General features: G+C 51.4%; 13 protein-coding genes. 7 read left to right on the top strand and 6 right to left on the bottom strand.

The genetic code is table 11. The features are described 5' to 3' along the window. Window positions 1-26: 26 nt before the first annotated feature. The 3 genes from EPA93_RS26195 to EPA93_RS26185 all read left to right on the top strand — a co-directional run bounded on the left by EPA93_RS26195 (window position 27) and on the right by EPA93_RS26185 (window position 3,447). Window positions 27-485 (top strand): hypothetical protein, encoded by a 459-nt coding sequence (locus EPA93_RS26195; RefSeq protein ID WP_129890341.1) that lies wholly within the window; start codon window positions 27-29, stop codon window positions 483-485. 415 nt (window positions 486-900) lie between these two features. After that, entirely contained in the window at window positions 901-1,755 is an 855-nt protein-coding gene (locus EPA93_RS26190; RefSeq protein ID WP_129890340.1) for an ABC transporter ATP-binding protein, read from the top strand. 9 nt (window positions 1,756-1,764) lie between these two features. Continuing rightward, the gene (locus EPA93_RS26185; RefSeq protein WP_129890339.1) at window positions 1,765-3,447 is read left to right on the top strand and encodes a putative ABC transporter permease subunit; all 1,683 of its coding nucleotides are present in this window, start codon (window positions 1,765-1,767) and stop codon (window positions 3,445-3,447) included. 36 nt (window positions 3,448-3,483) lie between these two features. On the opposite strand, the gene EPA93_RS26180 is transcribed toward EPA93_RS26185, so the two are convergent. The 4 genes from EPA93_RS26180 to EPA93_RS26165 form a co-directional block, all read right to left on the bottom strand. Next, entirely contained in the window at window positions 3,484-4,638 is a 1,155-nt protein-coding gene (locus tag EPA93_RS26180) for a YncE family protein (RefSeq protein WP_129890338.1), read from the bottom strand. Window positions 4,639-4,661: 23 nt separating this feature from the next. Next, the gene (locus EPA93_RS26175) at window positions 4,662-5,795 is read right to left on the bottom strand and encodes a sialidase family protein (RefSeq protein ID WP_129890337.1); all 1,134 of its coding nucleotides are present in this window, start codon (window positions 5,793-5,795) and stop codon (window positions 4,662-4,664) included. Window positions 5,796-5,837: 42 nt separating this feature from the next. Then, window positions 5,838-7,778, bottom strand: coding sequence for a copper resistance protein CopC (locus tag EPA93_RS26170; RefSeq protein ID WP_129890336.1), 1,941 nt, complete (start codon window positions 7,776-7,778; stop codon window positions 5,838-5,840). Window positions 7,779-8,327: 549 nt separating this feature from the next. Further along, the gene (locus EPA93_RS26165; protein WP_129890335.1) at window positions 8,328-9,383 is read right to left on the bottom strand and encodes a hypothetical protein; all 1,056 of its coding nucleotides are present in this window, start codon (window positions 9,381-9,383) and stop codon (window positions 8,328-8,330) included. Window positions 9,384-9,693: 310 nt separating this feature from the next. Between EPA93_RS26165 and EPA93_RS26160 the strand changes: the two genes are divergently transcribed. Both EPA93_RS26160 and EPA93_RS26155 read left to right on the top strand, forming a co-directional pair. After that, window positions 9,694-10,998, top strand: coding sequence for a sensor histidine kinase (locus tag EPA93_RS26160; RefSeq protein ID WP_129890334.1), 1,305 nt, complete (start codon window positions 9,694-9,696; stop codon window positions 10,996-10,998). A gap of 17 nt (window positions 10,999-11,015) precedes the next feature. After that, entirely contained in the window at window positions 11,016-11,711 is a 696-nt protein-coding gene (locus EPA93_RS26155) for a response regulator (RefSeq protein ID WP_129890333.1), read from the top strand. Between the two features lie 67 nt (window positions 11,712-11,778). Here the strand turns inward: EPA93_RS26155 and EPA93_RS26150 are convergent, their stop codons facing one another. Together EPA93_RS26150 and EPA93_RS26145 are read right to left on the bottom strand one after the other, a co-directional pair. After that, window positions 11,779-12,684, bottom strand: coding sequence for a hypothetical protein (locus EPA93_RS26150; protein WP_129890332.1), 906 nt, complete (start codon window positions 12,682-12,684; stop codon window positions 11,779-11,781). A 29-nt stretch (window positions 12,685-12,713) separates the two neighbouring features. Continuing rightward, window positions 12,714-13,682: a DUF488 domain-containing protein gene (locus tag EPA93_RS26145; protein WP_129890331.1), complete on the bottom strand. Its 969-nt coding sequence runs from the start codon at window positions 13,680-13,682 to the stop codon at window positions 12,714-12,716. Between the two features lie 411 nt (window positions 13,683-14,093). Between EPA93_RS26145 and rnc the strand changes: the two genes are divergently transcribed. Together rnc and EPA93_RS26135 are read left to right on the top strand one after the other, a co-directional pair. Continuing rightward, window positions 14,094-14,801 carry a ribonuclease III gene (gene rnc / locus EPA93_RS26140; protein ID WP_165423399.1) on the top strand — a complete coding sequence of 236 codons (708 nt, stop codon included), beginning with the start codon at window positions 14,094-14,096 and terminating at the stop codon, window positions 14,799-14,801. A gap of 9 nt (window positions 14,802-14,810) precedes the next feature. Further along, complete coding sequence (locus EPA93_RS26135; RefSeq protein WP_129890329.1) at window positions 14,811-16,427, top strand: N-6 DNA methylase family protein; 1,617 nt, start codon at window positions 14,811-14,813, stop codon at window positions 16,425-16,427. Window positions 16,428-16,556: the final 129 nt, after the last annotated feature.

The raw sequence follows: 16,556 nt of genomic DNA, 5'->3' as shown, positions 1-16,556 counted from the left end.
ATCTCTGTTTCGGGTGGGAGGTATCGTTGATCAACCTGGTCTCTTTAGTCTCATTTGGTATCCTGGTGAGTAATGGAGGAGGACTGTTCCATTTACGACCAATACAGCTTGCCTTTATTACGCTATGGATTACCGGCTTTTTAATTATCCTGAATGTTGTGCTGGCTATCGTGTATCGCAAGCGGCCAAAGAGGGAAGTCCTGTCCTATGCCGCCGCTTGCGTCGTCGAGCTGGTGATTTTTACGGTAGCGCTGTTGTGGAGAATGGAAGTCATTACACAAGTGCCGCTCCATCTCCCGGCTGGCGTGCCTATTAATCGGGCCGATATTGGGGCGGCGCTCGCTGTGGGCCTCGGACTTTTCCCGGCTGCATACTGGCATCGTATTAACGTTTCAGAACTTCCTCAGCGCCTGGCTGCCGATGCAAAGATTCTTAAGGATCGCAACGGTGGCGTACGTGTTCCTCCTGGCGAGTGGATGAATTAGGGAACTCTACAAGGCTGTTGCGGCGTTCTGTCTGCCGACCAAGCTAGCAACAACTACTTGGGTCAATGCGCTTATAGCGTGCTCTATAAGCGTTAACTGTGAGTTCTTTGCTTTCACTCGTTATTTTCGCGCTTTGCAGGTTTTGCAAAGCGTGATATATTTTCGCCTTGTGCTACGATTACTGCGCTTTTGGCTTCCCTGCCTTTTACGGAATATGCGATAATTACGTTTTCGGAAGGTTTACTTGACAAGGGCTATAACTATATGCTATTCTTGCTATAGCATATAGTTATATTTCAACATTTGCATCTTGAAAAGAGGACAAGCTAACAGTTTTTTTCTTCTCTCAGCTTGCTTGAACTTATCGAGATGGATAGCTAAGTTAGAGTAACTCGACCTGATAAAGGAAGATAGGATGGCCACATTCCCTGAGCAAAATTCTTTTTCTTCTGCCCGCTCTGTTGAGCAGGCGCCTTCTGGACTGACTGGTAGTCAAGAAGTGGCATATGCCATTGTGACGCATAATCTGGTACGTACTTTCGGGCAGAAGGTGGCCGTGCAGAATCTCAATCTAGCCGTCCGCCCTGGCGAATTTTTCGGCTTTCTAGGCCCTAACGGGGCTGGCAAATCCACAACGATAAAAATGATGGTAGGGTTGCTGCGCCCGACCTCTGGCTCGGTCCAGGTGGGTGGCGTAGATGTATGGAAAGATTCGCAGCAGGCGCGGGCGCTGATGGGCGTCTTACCTGAGCACCTCAATCTCTACGAGCGTTTATCTGGCCGGGAATTTATCACGTTTGCCGGACATATGTATGGGGTAGCCGATAGCGATGTGCATAAGCGGACTGAAGAATTATTACAGGTTCTTGATCTGCGCAATGATGCCGATAAGCTGATCGTCGATTATTCGGTGGGGATGCGCAAAAAGGTGGCCCTGGCTGCCGCTATTCTCCATCGCCCGCAAGTGCTCTTTCTTGATGAGCCGTTTGAGGGCATTGATCCCGTGAGCTCGCGGGTGGTGCGCGACATTCTTCACGATTTGACGAGGCGCGGCACCACTATCTTTTTCTCCTCGCATATTATGGAGGTGGTGGAGCGGCTCTGTACGCGCGTTGGTATTATCAATCAGGGGATGCTCGTTGCCGAGGGGACGCTGCAGGAATTGCGCGAGCGGGCCCAGGGCGAGGATAAAGATGCTACCCTTGAGGAGATTTTCCTGCATGCTATCGGTGTGCAGAACGAGAATCATAATTTGAGCTGGCTGGAATAGAGGAGTGCTGTGATTATTCATACTGAAAAGCTGCGCTGGCTCTTCTGGCTGCGCTGGAAAATGTTTGCCCGAGGCTTTACGCGCCGCCCCGGACGGATAAGCCATATCATCGGTACAATCTTCCTGGTCTTGTTTGGCCTGCCTCTCATCGGAGGTATCGCTGTCCTGACCTATCTGGCCTATCGCTACCTACCTTCGCCCGCCAATATTGAGAGCCTTTTCCTGGTTCTAACTGGCGTTTACCTGCTCTGGATCGTCTTGCCACTGCTAGAGTTTAACATCAACGAAGGCCTGGACCTCTCTAAACTCGTGCTATTTCCACTCTCGCGGGCCGAGTTGATGGTCAGCCTGTTGTTTTCAACTTTCCTGGATATACCGACAATCGGGCTTCTGCTCATATTCGCGGCGGTGATAGCCGGTTGGGCCTCATCCGTGCCTCTGGCGCTCTTCGCTGTCCTGGCTATGCTGATCTTTTATATTCAGGTGGTAGGGATCAGTCAACTGGTGCTGGCTTTGCTGATGCGCGTCTTGCAGAGCCGGCGTTTCCGCGATCTTAGCATTATCCTGCTAGCCCTTTTCTCATCTGGCGGCTATCTCTTTCTGCAGGTGGCGGCGCGTGGCCTTGGCGCTAACAACCTCATCGATGCCCTCTTTCATCGCGTCTTTTCGCCATATCTGCAGTGGTTGCCGCCTGGGATGGCCGCGCAGGCCATTGAGCAAGCGCTTGCCGGGAACTGGGGCGCTGCTCTGCTCTGGCTGGCCGTCTTGCTGGTAATCGGTATTATCGTGCTTTATCTCTGGCAGCTTGTTGTGGAGCGTAGCCTGAGTACGCCAGAGGTGGGGAATACTCAGCGGCGCATGCCTGCACGCGTGTCGGGGAGCGGCACGGGCCGTGCTGCACGGCAGGTCGCCTTTGGGAGCGCTTTGCTGGCGGCGCCGGTGCGTGCTATGGTGCTCAAAGATCTAAAATACTTGCGTCGCGATCCCCAATTGCAGGCAATGTTTGTACAGTCAATCATCTCTATGGCTGTCCTGGTCGTCATTACGCTCTTTAACTCTGGTGGGCGCGGAGGCGTCAGCAGGCTGGGGGACTGGGCCGTGTTGATTGCACCAGCATATGTGTTTTTCTCGCTGTATATGCTTTCTTATAATGTGCTGGGTTTTGAGCGGCAAAGCCTGACTACGCTGTTTCTGTTCCCGGTGCGCCCGGAATATATCCTCTTCGCCAAGAACATTGTGGTCTTGTTAATCGGTGGCGTAGAGGTGATTGTGCTGGTTCTGCTTGCCGCGTTTGTCTCGCATGCCTGGCATATGGTCTTGCCGGCCCTGGTTGTCGGGCTGGCCGGTATTGGGGCAATGCTTGGCTGTGGAAACTTTACTTCGGTCTTTCTGCCTCAACGCCTGCGGCAGGCACGGCGGGGGATGACGACGGCGACAAATGTTTCGGCCGAGGGCGGATGCTTGCGCGCCGTAATGTCGCTGGCCTCGTTTGTTGCCATGGCCGTTATCCTCTTGCCGGTAGCGGCGGCGCTGGTGCTTCCTGTTATCTTTGATGCCCGCTGGATCTGGTCTATCTCCGTCCCCCTGACCCTGGTGTATAGCGCTGCCTTTTACTACCTGGTCACTACTCGCGTCGCTCGGCGCATGCTTGAAAGAATCCCGGAGATCCTGGAGCAGACGACGAAAGAATGATGTGCTTGTGCCGCCTGCTCCTTTCTGCAAGACTACCTATGAGCTCTTTTTGTCATCTGTGGAGCGCGCTTTAGCATATTTTCTAAATAGAAAGATGGGGATAATGAGAAGCCCAATGACCAGCACGTAGGCTGCAACGTTGGCCACGGTGCCCCAGATAGAGGCCTGTTGCGGCGTTGTGCCTACTGCTGGAGGGTACATCCCGGTAATGATAAAGCGCGGAGCGCCACCGACGTGGATTGTATTGATAAGCTCGTGCCCGGGTAGATCTAGCATGGCGACATCGCCTCCGGCAAGCGCGACGAAGCCAAGCTGACCATCGTTAGTGATGGCTACCGATTCGGGCTCGACCCCCAGATCATAGCTGCGACTTGGCTCGTGGGGTGGGGGAAAGCCAGCGTTGACCGGAGCCAGCACAATCAGTTTATTATGCTGCTGATCCGGCACATAGATTTCCCCGGTAACCTCGTTGAAGTCCATAGGACCATATTTGCCGCCACTGATCAGGGGAATAACCTTGCGGCTATTGAGATCAATGGCGACCACATCGCCTTTTTGGGTTGTGGCATAGACAGTTGCTCCGGGCGGGATCGAGACATAGCGCGGGCCATCCGCAATATTGACAGTAGCGATCTGGTTGTATTTGCTATCGTCAAAGACGGTGAGCGCGTTGCCGGAGGCAATCCAGAGCTGATTGCCGCTGCTCCCGGATGCGGCTGAGCCAACTGCGGCGACGGCCAGGCCATAGACCGGTCCTGAGGTCTGGAAGGTGTGCTTGATCGCGCAGTTAGTTGGATCGATTTCGCTTACGCTGGAAGCCCCATTTCCTGCCGTGAAGAGCTTATTAAAGTTAGCATCGAGGGCGAGCAGGCTCGGCTGTCCCGCCACGTTTACGCTGCAGATTGTCTCGCCTGTTTTCGCGGCAAGAATCGTCAGGCGGTTGAGCTGCGGCTGCGTGACAAAGAGGAAGCGAGCATCCAGGCTAAGCAAAATAGTATGGGGCTCGCCGGCGATACCAATGTTGCGGGCCACTTTCTGTTGGGCCACATCGATCACGCTAACGCCCTGGTTTCCCCCTGCGACATAGGCCAGATTGGGTGCTCCCCCATCGGCGTGAGCAGGTGTCGCCATACATGCGAAAAAAAGCGCTAGCAAAAGAATTACGAACCAACGGTAGAGACGTATAAACATAATATTATAGCTGTATACCCTTCCTATGGCTTTGGTGTGAGCGATGTCCATGTGTTGCCGGCTTTGTCATAGCTATATACCTCGCTTGGATAGGAGAGCGCGAGATAGAGCCGGGATGGGTTCTGGGGATCTGCGGCAAGGCTTTGCAAGTTTCCCTTGATGGGAGGAAGCTTTTGCCAGGTATGGCCGCCATCGCTACTGCTATAGATGCCTGTTCCAGTCTTGCCATAGATTTCCTGTGACTGAGTTGGTGAGCAAGCAAGCGCCCCATACGAGGCCTTTGTATAGATCAATGAGAAGCTCTTGCCTTGGTCCTGGGAGACATAAATCCCGGCATCCCCTGAAGCATAGATGGGGCTATGTGGACCAGAGGTGGCAAGATCAAAGATGCCTCCCTTTGTGTCCTTGATGACTTCCCAGTGTATGCCACCATCGCTGCTGCGGGCCATGCCATCGTTACCGTAGACGAGAAGCTGCCCTGAAGTTCCTGGAATGGCGAGCAGGCCAAAGATGCGCGCGAAGGGAAGTTTACCAGTAGGCGAAAAGTGCTGTCCGGCATCCAGGCTCACTTTGAGCCCGAGTGGTCCCAGGTCGGGCAGGTAAATGTATACCTCGTCTGGATTATCGTTGCCCGGCTGCACAAAGAAAATGCTTCCAACGCTGGCCTGATCGACGGCTAGCTTCCAGGTGCGACCCTGGTCCGCGCTGGTGTAAAGTCCAATTGTCCCCTTAGGATGGTTGACCGCAATCTGGGTCAGGACGTAGAGGCGCTGCTGATTGAGCTCGCTGCTTACCAGCGAATCGGTCATTAAGCCATCCATTATTTGGCCGGGACCTGCCGCTACCATGGTCCAGTGCTCACCATTGTCGCTGGAACGAAATAAGCCATAATGAGTGGCTAGTATGAGTACCTTGCCCGGTAAAGCAAGTAAAGAGTGGACGTGATTATCTGTGCCACCGAAACCATTGACGCGCACTACTGTCGGCGTCGCTGCGAGGGTGCCGCTCTGGGTACCGCTACTGCAGGCAATGAGAAAGGCGCTCAGGGAAAGGGCAAGGGCAACTCTTGCGGCTACGCTTGCCGATCCGCCAGTAATGAGGGCGAAGGGAAGTATTTTGCGCTTCCTTCGCTTCTGCGTTGACTGGTGTATTTCCATAACTGCCCCTATTTCATGTATTTTCAGCATTAAAACGTTGGCTTAGAAAGGCGTGAACATCTTGACTCGCGCCTCATGAAGCGTATTGTCAGGCGTACGGACTTGAATGCGAAGCTGCCAGTGTCCGCCCATGCTTAAATTTCCACTGGCACTGAAATGACCCTTACCATCAGGCTGTAAATCGATGGTATCTGTTCCCATATCCATGTCAAGCATTGAGGTGTCGATCACAACGCCGACGTTGGTAGCGGGTTTATTGCTACTATCCAGGACGGTGACCGTAAAGACATTGCTGCCGAAACGGTTAGGTGTGACATTGAGCTGGACAGTAAATTTATTATCGCTGGTTTTTACGTTTGTGATAAAGGGTCTGGTGGGAGCCGGCGCGCCTGACGGCGCTCCCTGGGGAAGCGCTGGCTGAAGTGTTCCCGCGAAGACGCTTAGCAGGCCGGTACAGACCAGCACGGCTACCCCAAGCAAGGGCTCCCAACGCAGCACGCGGCTCAGCGTTGCGCCTTGCCGGCTCACTGTGGCCTCCAACCATCTCACCTGCGCTTTTGGCTGAGATCGCTTCTCGTCCAGTGGCTCTTGCTCAGTTTCCGTGCTGGCCTGTAGTAGGTTGTGGGCCTCTACATACTTCTTATAGTCATTGCGCAGGCGAGGCCGTAAGATCCAGAGATGGAAGGCGCTAACTAGGAGCAAGATGACCACGAGCAGCACCTTAAGGTCGAGCGTGCGCCCGTAAGGCGTGTTAAGGAGTTGCTCCCAGGAAGTCATATGCACAGTGGCATTGAATGGACCGGTTGCCGCCATAATAACGATGCCAGCAACCGCCAGCGGCGTGAAGCCGGGAAGGATGGCAAGTAAGGCGCGTGCTCGCTCAATAGGTGTGCAGCGCTTAAGCACAGGCAGATAGGCCAGCGAGAGATAGAGCATGCCCCCGATCCAGAGCGAGGCAGCCAGCAAGTGCAGCCAGTCAGCGAGCACGGCGAAGATCAACAGGTCGCTATTGACCGCCGCTGCATGCCCGGAAAGCGATGTGGCGATAAGTAAGGCCAGCGCGAGCAAAAGATTGCCCCAGGAAAGCAGACCCTTCAAATTCTCGGAGCGGCGCTTGTTAAGTAAGCTGAACACAGCAAGAATAATAGCCAAAACGATAACTATTTCGCGCATACTCCAGAAGGTTCCAAAGTGTCCATTAGCTGCCAGCTTTACAAGTGTGGCGGGCAACTGTCCAGCCTGGCCCGCCGTAATCGTCAGTGCCTGTCCGAGCAGAATGCCAAGATTGGCAAGCAGGAGCACAATGAGTGTCGGGATCGCAAGGTATCTGGCAAAGCGCTCTTCTGCCTGTTGTTCGAGCGCTTTCTGCTCGGCATCCCCCGCCTCGCTGACCTGTTGCACAAATGTATGCCAGAGCTGCGCACCAACCCAGAAAACAATCCCCAGGTCTGCGAGCGTAATCATAATAAAGCTAAGCAGGGTTCCGGCATCAAGCTGACCGCTGACCAGATCCGTTGTATTGCCGCCCTGCAGGTTCTGGCCGGACTGAGTATTGCCGCTCAACTGGGGAACCGTGCCATCGGGGCGCGCCACGCTAAAGGTGAAAGAGCCCTTCAAGATATGACCGTCATCCGCCGATTGTGAGCGCCAGGCCACGATATAGACGGCTGGCGGCAAATTGGCTTGCAGCGAAACATCCATCTCGCGTGGATCGGTGCCAGTAACGTGCGCATTGCCGCTATCAACGCGTTGATTGGCTGCGTTGACCACCGCCGCCGTGCTAAAGGTAGGGTTTAAATCCTCGCTAAACCACATGCGTACCTGGGTTGGGGCTGCGCTGAGGACAGCACCTTGGGCCGGGTCCGAGCGCAGTAAGACCGCGTGCGCCTCGCTGATAGAAGGGAAGAGAACAAATAGAACGAGGGCAAGCAGCAAGGCGAACAGCAGGCGTTGTCCATATTTCAGTGAGAGTCGTGATGCCATAAAATTATTCCAATCTAATCGCTCTGGTTGGAGCCATTGGCGTGCTGTTCGTTTGATATCTCAAAGTACAGGGTAATGGATCATTAGTTGCTACGTTTTTCGGACTATATGGGTCACTGGCGCTTCAGTCGCTTTCAAACGGCTTGAGAGTAGGCGGGCTGCGGAGAGCTTCTGGCTCTGCGTAACTTTTGCCCGTCGACGCCTGCTGTGGTGCACGCATTGGCCTTGATCGATCATGTGTGTATAAAATGTGCTCTTTATAGATTTAATAAGTAGATAGCAAGGCAAGCTGATAGTAGGATTGTTGCCTACTTTCCTGATCTTGTATGTGAGCGCCGAGTATACGATAAGGCGGCGCATGAGTAAAAGCATATATCGGCCTTGTTCTTCATATATATTATAGCGTAGCTTGAGCGGAGAGAGTATCGCAATCTTATGGGCGGGAAAGCTAGTTTTTTCGGGCTTGTAGTATGTCAGCCCTACGCACATGCCACAGAAACGAGCAGAAGAAATTTTTCTGCTCGTTATCAAAATCCTATTTGGCAACGCCTATTGAGCTGATTGCGGAAGCGCAGGCGAAGCAATCAGGTAGCTCAAGAGCCAGCCCTCGATTCCCGACATCACCGTCACGCCGAGCCAGAGATGGATTGACCAGGTAATGCTCTTTCCAGCGAGAATAATCGAGGCAAAGAAGCAGAGGAAGTAGATGACGGGAACCAGGAAGGCGAAGATGCGCAGAGCATCGATGCGCTGCATGGATGGCTTCAGGCGCCAGATCAGAATATCGCAGGCTACCCCGGCGATGGCAATCATCACGACAGGTTCCCAATGGTAAAACTTGTTGAACACATTCATGAGGGCGATATCAAGCGTAAAGAGCAGTGTTAACATACCAGGCAGTAGTTGCCAGCGGCGCAAGAAGAGCAAAAGCAAACCTACCAGGATCGCGCCTTGCAGCAAAATGCTCGCAGCTCCCGACGCAGCATTAATTTCACTGTAGGCCGATGAGACTATCCATGTATTCGTAAAAGGAGTGGCAAATTCGCTAAAGAAGGTAAGGATCAAGTATATTGCCGCCAGCGAGAGGACCGCCGGCAAGAGTGTTGCCCAACTCTGTATTGAGCCATTATCTTGGCGTCGCCAGGCCGCTCGCAAGGGACCGCTGATAATGAGAGTGGCGCTAACGGCCAGGACAAGATGCGTCGGGCTAAGCAGGGCATCAATGTTGGCCTCGAAGCCAAAGAGCGTGTGCCAGATGAGATCTCCTACGCCGCCGGCCAGGAAAAGCGGTACCCCAAATAAGGAGAGCTGATAGCCTTCTGGGACCGCCTCGAACCAGGAACGGCCGCGCTTATGATTGATCAGGGTAGCGGTAACAATCAGTATAGCCATGGCTGCGTATCCCGAATAGAGCAGGGCATGCCAGGGCGTGAAAAACGTCTTATCAACCTGGCCATGGCTATGGGCCCAGCCATCCAGATAGAGCCCACCGGCAAACCAGCAGGATAGCACCATCATAAATCTATCGAAGCGAAGCCCTTCGATGTAAGCTCCTTGCTTTTTTGCCAGGGCTGAATCTCCTGCCGTCAAGAGAGAGCTTGCCATGAAACTATGTCCTTTCAAGCGCTATGATATAAAATTACTGACATAGGCCATTTAGAGAAACTTCTTCATAAAACTATGTAGTGTAAGTATAACAGCGCAGCATGAAAGGCGCGTAGACCATAAGAGCTATTCTTGGGAGGAGAAAGTAGTGTTTTTATGAGGCTAGAGCGAGAAATGCTAGCCAGAGGTCATATGACTTCTGACAGTTCAAGCGGGTGAATTCCCGCATATTGTGGGGGAAGAAGCCTTCTGCTACACTATCGCTGAGTACATATAGCCGACCTCGGGCTTTAGCATAGGTAGAGAGATTATGAGCACAAAGGAAGTTACCACGCTGGGAACTATGGCGCTAGAGCGCCAGCAATCCCAATCTGTAGACCGTTGGACATGGTGGCTTTTGCCGAAACCCATCGATCTCGTTTCGACAAGTCTCTATATAGGTGTCCTCATACCTTATTTTTATAGCTTCTGCTATCGTGGTATGCGTGACCCTCTCTGGCATGTGGGATTAATGATCGGCTGTATCGCGGCTTTGTTGAGCATAGAGCGCTTAGAGTGTCGCTTCTATGGCGAGATTCCCCCACCGCTGCCGGCGAGCCTGCTGCTGGCTGTAAGAATTGGCATTATTGGCGTGATATCCTGTATTGAGCATTTTGCTTTTTCCCCCTTTCTCTATCTCATAATCCCTTTTCTGGCCAGATGTTATTTTAAGGGGCCAGCCTGTTATTGGTTGGCGGCTCTGGCCTGGATCGCCTATCTTGCACAGCGTTCTCTACACGGTTGGGCCTGGTTATATGATCTTGAAGAGGTGCATTATTTTGTGGCTTTTAGCCTGGGTCTGATCTTTGCTTTAACTATGGCTCATGCTATGCGTAAAGAGCAGATAAGCCGTGAATGTACCGAGCAATTGCTAAGCGAGCTAGAGAACTCTCATCAGCAGCTCAAAGTCTACTCGGAGCAGGCAGCCGAGCTGGCGGCTACCCGCGAGCGCAATCGGATGGCCCGCGAGATTCATGATACGCTTGGCCATTACTTAACTGTGATCAATGTGCAGCTTGAGAAGGCGCAAGCCTTTCGGGCTAAGCGGCCAGATGAAGCCGATCAGGCCATCAACGATGCCAGGCGCCTGGCCACTGAAGCCTTGCAGGACGTGCGACACTCGGTAAGCGCTCTGCGGACCTCTCCGCAATTGCCAGCGTTTAATATTGCTCTGCAAGAACTTGTTGATCATGTCTCCAGCGAGCATTGTCGAGTTGAGCTTAAGATCATGGGAAAAGCTGAAGACTTTTCGGCTCAGCGCTTAATGGCGCTCTATCGCGCGGTCCAGGAGGGTCTGACGAACATGCAGAAACATGCTAAAGCTACGCGTGCCGAAATCGCTGTGCATTTTTCGCTGCAGAACGCTAAACTTGTGATTAGCGATAATGGCCGTGGCTTTGATCCCATGCACTTGCGCTATAATCGTGCGGAACGTGAGGGAGGGTATGGATTGCTCGGCATTCAGGAACGCCTTGAGCTGATTGGCGGGGGCTTGCAAATAGAGAGCAAGCCCGGCCAGGGCACAAGCCTGAGCGTCATCATCCCTAACGATCCGCTGCACATTGTCGCCAAGTGATCTGCCGAGGTAAGGCTATGCTAGATTCTGCTGCGCAACCCGCTCCTATACGCGTTCTGGTTGTAGATGATCAACGTCTTATGCGCGATGGCATTGCTTCGCTGCTCAGCATTCAAGATGGTATAGAAGTGGTTGGCGCCGCTGCTGATGGCCAGGAAGCGCTTGAGCAGGCATTAGCGCTGCAGCCCGATGTCATATTAATGGATGTACGCATGCCCCATATGGATGGGGTTGAGGCAACTGTGCAGATATGCAGACAGCTGCCCGCCTGCCGAGTCTTGATGCTTACTACTTTTGATGACGAGGAGTATATTGTTGATGCTCTGCGCGCTGGGGCAAGCGGCTATCTGCTCAAAAATATTCCGTCTCCCGACCTGGCCAAAGCTATTCAGGCCGTGCATACGAATATCTATCAATTTGATCCTACGGTAGCCGGAAAAGTGGTGGCTTCATTGACTCGACCCCAGGCAAGTCAGGCGCAGACCGCAGCAGCGGGCACTGCTGCGGATAGGGCGCGCACGCTTGATTTAACCGAGCGAGAAATAGAGGTATTGCGCTTGATTGCTCGCGGCGCGACGAATCGCGAGATAGCCCAGGGCCTGGTTATCAGTGAGGGTACAGTGAAGAATCATATCTCAAGCATCCTCAGCCGGCTGGGCCTGCGGGATCGAACCCAGGCGGCCATCTACGCTCGCGAGCAGGGCCTCCTATGAGAGTTTGCCTGACTTGAAATGACAAAATGAAAATGTAGGAACCCTGATCGCTCCTTTTTGTCTTTGTTCAGTCAAACTCGAAGAGAGGTTTTTGCTGCACTCCTTCTGCTGTAAAACTGCTTGATCCGGCTTGCTTTATATCGCGAGTTTGTAATTTGGGTGGAGGAAACACTCCAACAATGACAAATGGGTTTTGTGAAATGAGGTGAAACTGCTTTGTAGTTCCAACAAAGAGATGTAAATCCTTGGTGCAAAATTCATCGAGGTATTTTTTCTTGACGAGTTCGTTAGCCTTTGCTTCATCCTTTCCATGACGGCGATAGCAATTCCAATAGAGAGCTCCTAACTCCCAATCTTCGACCATCATCTTTCGTGGTTTCTTATCTCCCTTAGACAAGAGTTTGTAGAAGTATTTGTAGGGGAGCTTAGGTATAACCTGGCGGAGTTTTCCTTGGCCTTGCTCATCAAGATCGAACAGATTATATTGAAGCAACTGATCTCGCCATTCCGGCTTCCAATCGCGTTCATCCGGCTCTATGACGAAATCAACAATTTCGCGAGGCTTAAGTGTAGCCAGCGATTTTCGTTCATTACCTTTGGCTAGCTGGATGATATCATCCATTGAGTAAAAAATCTCGTTTAAGGCATATTGCTTACGTTCTGCCCAATCCCTATTTTTGCCTGTTTCGATCTTTGGGCCGATCCTGATATTTTCAATACCATGTTTGGGTCGGTAACTCTCTGGCCGAAAGTCACTGGTGTTACGTACTAAATCAAGCGTTATCCAATGATACTTCGAGTATTGACTTTCATAAGATAGTGTCCTGAATGGTATGGGATATATTCGAATCCACTTACCATTATTCAAAAAACCAGCCGTACATACTAGCTCTTCATACTTACTGGAAGGCAAAGGGTAAGTTTTAACAGTAATTAGAACCTTAGCGTCTGGTATCTCATCAGGTAAGTACACTCTCCACCTCCAGGAACTAGAGAAAAACATTATATAGACGAATATAATGCTTTTTGTTCCCAAAATCCATTGCTAGGTGGTGAAGATGAAATAATTGTAATATATGCTTCATGCTTGTGTAAGTGGGAAATTGGTATGTTAAAGCCAGGATCGGTTTCTAAGTATTCTGTTATTTTGTGCCGATGACAAAAATGATGGTCTGCCTCAAAGCAGGTTATAGCCACGCGCCCCTTATTAAATACAATCTGTTTCAGTTGCTCAAGAGCCTGCGCGTGAGCGGGCAAGATGTGTGAAGAATAGAAAGCAAATAAGTTCTGGTAGTCGGCGGGATCGTTTAGTTGTTGCCTTAAATTAGAGGCTATGCCTAAGTCTGGAATATGAATATAGTCGATGCCTGCAAACTGGGTATAATCAGCCAGTCTCTTCTTAGAGAAACCGTATTTCATAGAGATGGGATTTTTGCGAACATCGACAAGCGTAGCAATGTCATGGGATATGAGCAGGTCGAGATAGGCATCTAGAGATAATCCTTCATATCCAATAGTAAATAAACAGGGCGTGTGATCATGCTTCCAGGTGCGGCTTATTTGCTCATACTCATGTTCCGTTAATATGCGTGTAGCTAACTGGCTGCGAGATACGTAGTGTGGTAATTCTAAATAAACTTTGTGAATTAGCTCATCCCCTCGTATGTTACCAATTTCTGCCATCAGGGAGCGCAAAACCGTACGATCTTGCGGCTCAAGCTGGGCAAAATAAGAGGGGTTATCTTTTAGTTGAAAATCTCTATGCTCTGTTAACAGGCCTAAAGCTGTGAGCCTGCTTTTGTCTTGAGCCAGGATCAAGCTAAAGTTGCCAGAGGTATGGGGGAAGAAGTCATAGTAATTTTTTCCTCTGCGTTGACAAAACAGAAGAACTAGCTTCTGGCAGTCTATTTTCGTTAAGAAACCACCATAGGCTTCTAGTAAGGCCAATAAAATCTTTCGCCGATAATACATTACCTAACTCCCACAAAGACGTAAATTCCTTGCTACTATAGGCGATTTACCCCTAGAGGGAAAGCATATAGTATTTTTATGCACTGCAAACCGGGTTGAGCGTGCAGCCCTTCTTGCAATGACGAACATATGTTTCGTTCCCTTCATTATAAACTAAATCCATCATCTGTAGTTCGATATGCATAGAAGAAAATAGCATTTTTCAATTTTTGATATCCTTACATGAGAAGGCCACTCAGACATATTTGCACTGGGTGGCCTTTAATTCAAGTATACTTGCATATCTAAATAGCTAACTTTTTTCCCTCTATCCTGACGCCTTCAGACAGCAGAAAACCAGAAATAGAAAAGTCCTGAGCTTGCTATGTCATCTCAACCATGGGGATGATATAATAAAGAATTATGGGAGACATGGATATCGATGATAACCTCATAGCATTAGAAAAAATGCTCCAGGTCACATTTCGTGATCATTCTTTATTACGTCGGGCAATCACTCATCACTCATGCTGCTCGACAACAGCGGTGCATGATTCCTATGATACGCTCGAATTCCTGGGTGATGCGATTATCAGTGCGCATGTCGTGGAGTATATTTATCGTACCTTCCCCGATGCCACTGAAGGTGAGATGACAGCACTGAAGTCCGAGGTTGTCAGTCGTCGTGTCTTTGCTAAGATTGGTCAGCAGCTCGGGCTCTTCCCTCACATTCGCGTTGATGTTGCCAATCTGCGCACCTTTAATGAGCGCTCGCGTGATTCCCTCTGCGCCGATGTGTTGGAAGCTCTGGTTGGGGCTATTCATATCGACCAGGGAGCAGAGGCCGCCCGCGAGTTCGTCGCGCGTATTATTCTGCCCGTCGTTCTGCCACTCAGCCAGCAAACGCTCGATGCCAACCCCAAAGGGCGCTTGCAGAAGATCGTGCTGCAGCGTTCGGGTTGTTTGCCGCGCTATAAGGTGCTGGAACAGGGGGGCAGCAATAACGATCGTGTCTTTCTGGTAGGAGTATTTGAACAAGACGTTCTGTTGGGAATAGGCCAGGCATCAAGTATTAAGGAAGCGGGTCGCCTGGCGGCTCGCGAGGCTCTAGAGCTTATGCACGAGAAAGATGGGTCTTGAGCGCGGTGAATGATACAAATTGACATCCTGAATTGGTATGAAGCCAGTTTATCGCCAGGAGAGCGCAAAGTGCGTGGGCATTTCTCGACGCCTCCACAGCTGGTTGAACAGATCCTGGATGCTTGTGGCTATCTACCTGATAGAGATCTCTCATGTATACGTGTCCTTGACCCGGCCTGCGGGAGTGGAAATTTTCTTGGCGCCGTCACTCGTCGCCTCGCGGCTTCTAGAGAGCAGCGAGGTACGGGCCAGCGTGTATTATTGAGAAGCGTGCAACGGAACATATGGGGTTTTGATACCGATCCGATTGCCTGTTTCCTGGCCGAGACACAAGTGCGTATGGCTCTGATGCAGAGCTCCATACCTGTACGTAAGCAGCATTTCCATATCCATCAAGCCGATGGCCTGGCCTTTCCCTGGGAGCAGGGCGAGACTGTAGATCTTTTTCTTGCCAATCCACCTTATCTAGCTGCTAAAAACAACGATTTAAGCATTTATCGTTCCACGCATAAAAAGGGACAGGCCGATAGCTATCTCCTCTTTCTCGAACTTGCCTTGCAGACTGTCCGCCCTGATGGCTGGATCGGGCTTGTGCTACCAGATCCGGTCCTTGCGCGCACGAATGCGACGCTGGCCCGTCAGCGCTTGCTGAAAGAGACGACAGTGCATCATCTCTGGCATCTCTCCGGTGTCTTTGCTGCATACGTTGGCGCTACAGTTTTAATTGCCCAGAAGCGTGCTCCGGCCCGGACTCATCAAATTGCCTGGATACGCGGGCAATCCTCCTATGCTGCAGAGCCAAAAGATGCGGCCGCGATGCAGAAGCAAGGGCAGGTTTCGCAAGCTTTTCTATCAATTCAACCGGCGGCAGAGCTGCGCTATCTTCTGAGCGATAGGACCGACGAGCTAGTACATCGTTTGCATACTGATTTCTGTTTAGCCGCAAATACTGGCCGGCCCGCCAGCCTGCAACCTTTGAGCGAACTTGTCTCAGTTCGGCGCGGTGAAGAGCTGGGCAAGGGTAGTCCGGTGCTACAGCACAAACTTAGCAATCGACACAAAGAGTATCCGGTCTTGCGCGGTGGCGTAGACGTTCGGCCCTATGAGATTCCTGTTGGGCAATGCTGGATTGCTCGCGAGAGAGTCGTCAAGCCGTTGGAGCGCTATCTTTCCCCAAAATTGTTGATTGTGAAGAGCACGGGACGCTTGCAGGCCACACTAGATTTGCAGGGGCATATCGTCTTGCAAACCCTCTATCTGCTCAACTTGCGCCTGGCGGCTGCGAACGCGCTGGATGAGCTCTATTTCTTGCTTGCGCTGCTCAACTCGCGCCTGTTGCGCGAATATGTCTATGTGCTCTCCACCGCCTATAAATGGGTACAACCACAAATCGAACAACATGTATTAGCACAGTTACCTATTCCTATGACGAATAGAGAGCTTCGCCTCCAGGTTAGCAAACGGGCAAAGTTATTGATGCACGCTTGCAGCCCAGAGACCGCCGTTGTAGAATTGAAGGAACAGGAAATATATGAAGAACAGGAGCGGGATATTTGTAAGCTTTACGCTACTGCGCTCGAAGAGGGGCGATTGCGCCTATCATCCTTATCTTTTAGCGTTGGATGAGTGGAGTAGGTGGACGCGCAATCGTCGCCGGCCCTGTTTTCCGTATCTGGCTCAGCTATCCTATCTGTTGCCGGCGGCAGCTCATAAGGCAAGGCTGTCGGCGACTGTTACTAAGCTTGTTGACAAAGG

The sequence above is a fragment of the Ktedonosporobacter rubrisoli genome, from assembly GCF_004208415.1.
Lineage (GTDB): Bacteria > Chloroflexota > Ktedonobacteria > Ktedonobacterales > Ktedonobacteraceae > Ktedonosporobacter > Ktedonosporobacter rubrisoli.
The sequence above is the reverse complement of the archived record's forward strand: the minus strand, read 5'-3'. Positions and strand labels throughout refer to the sequence as shown.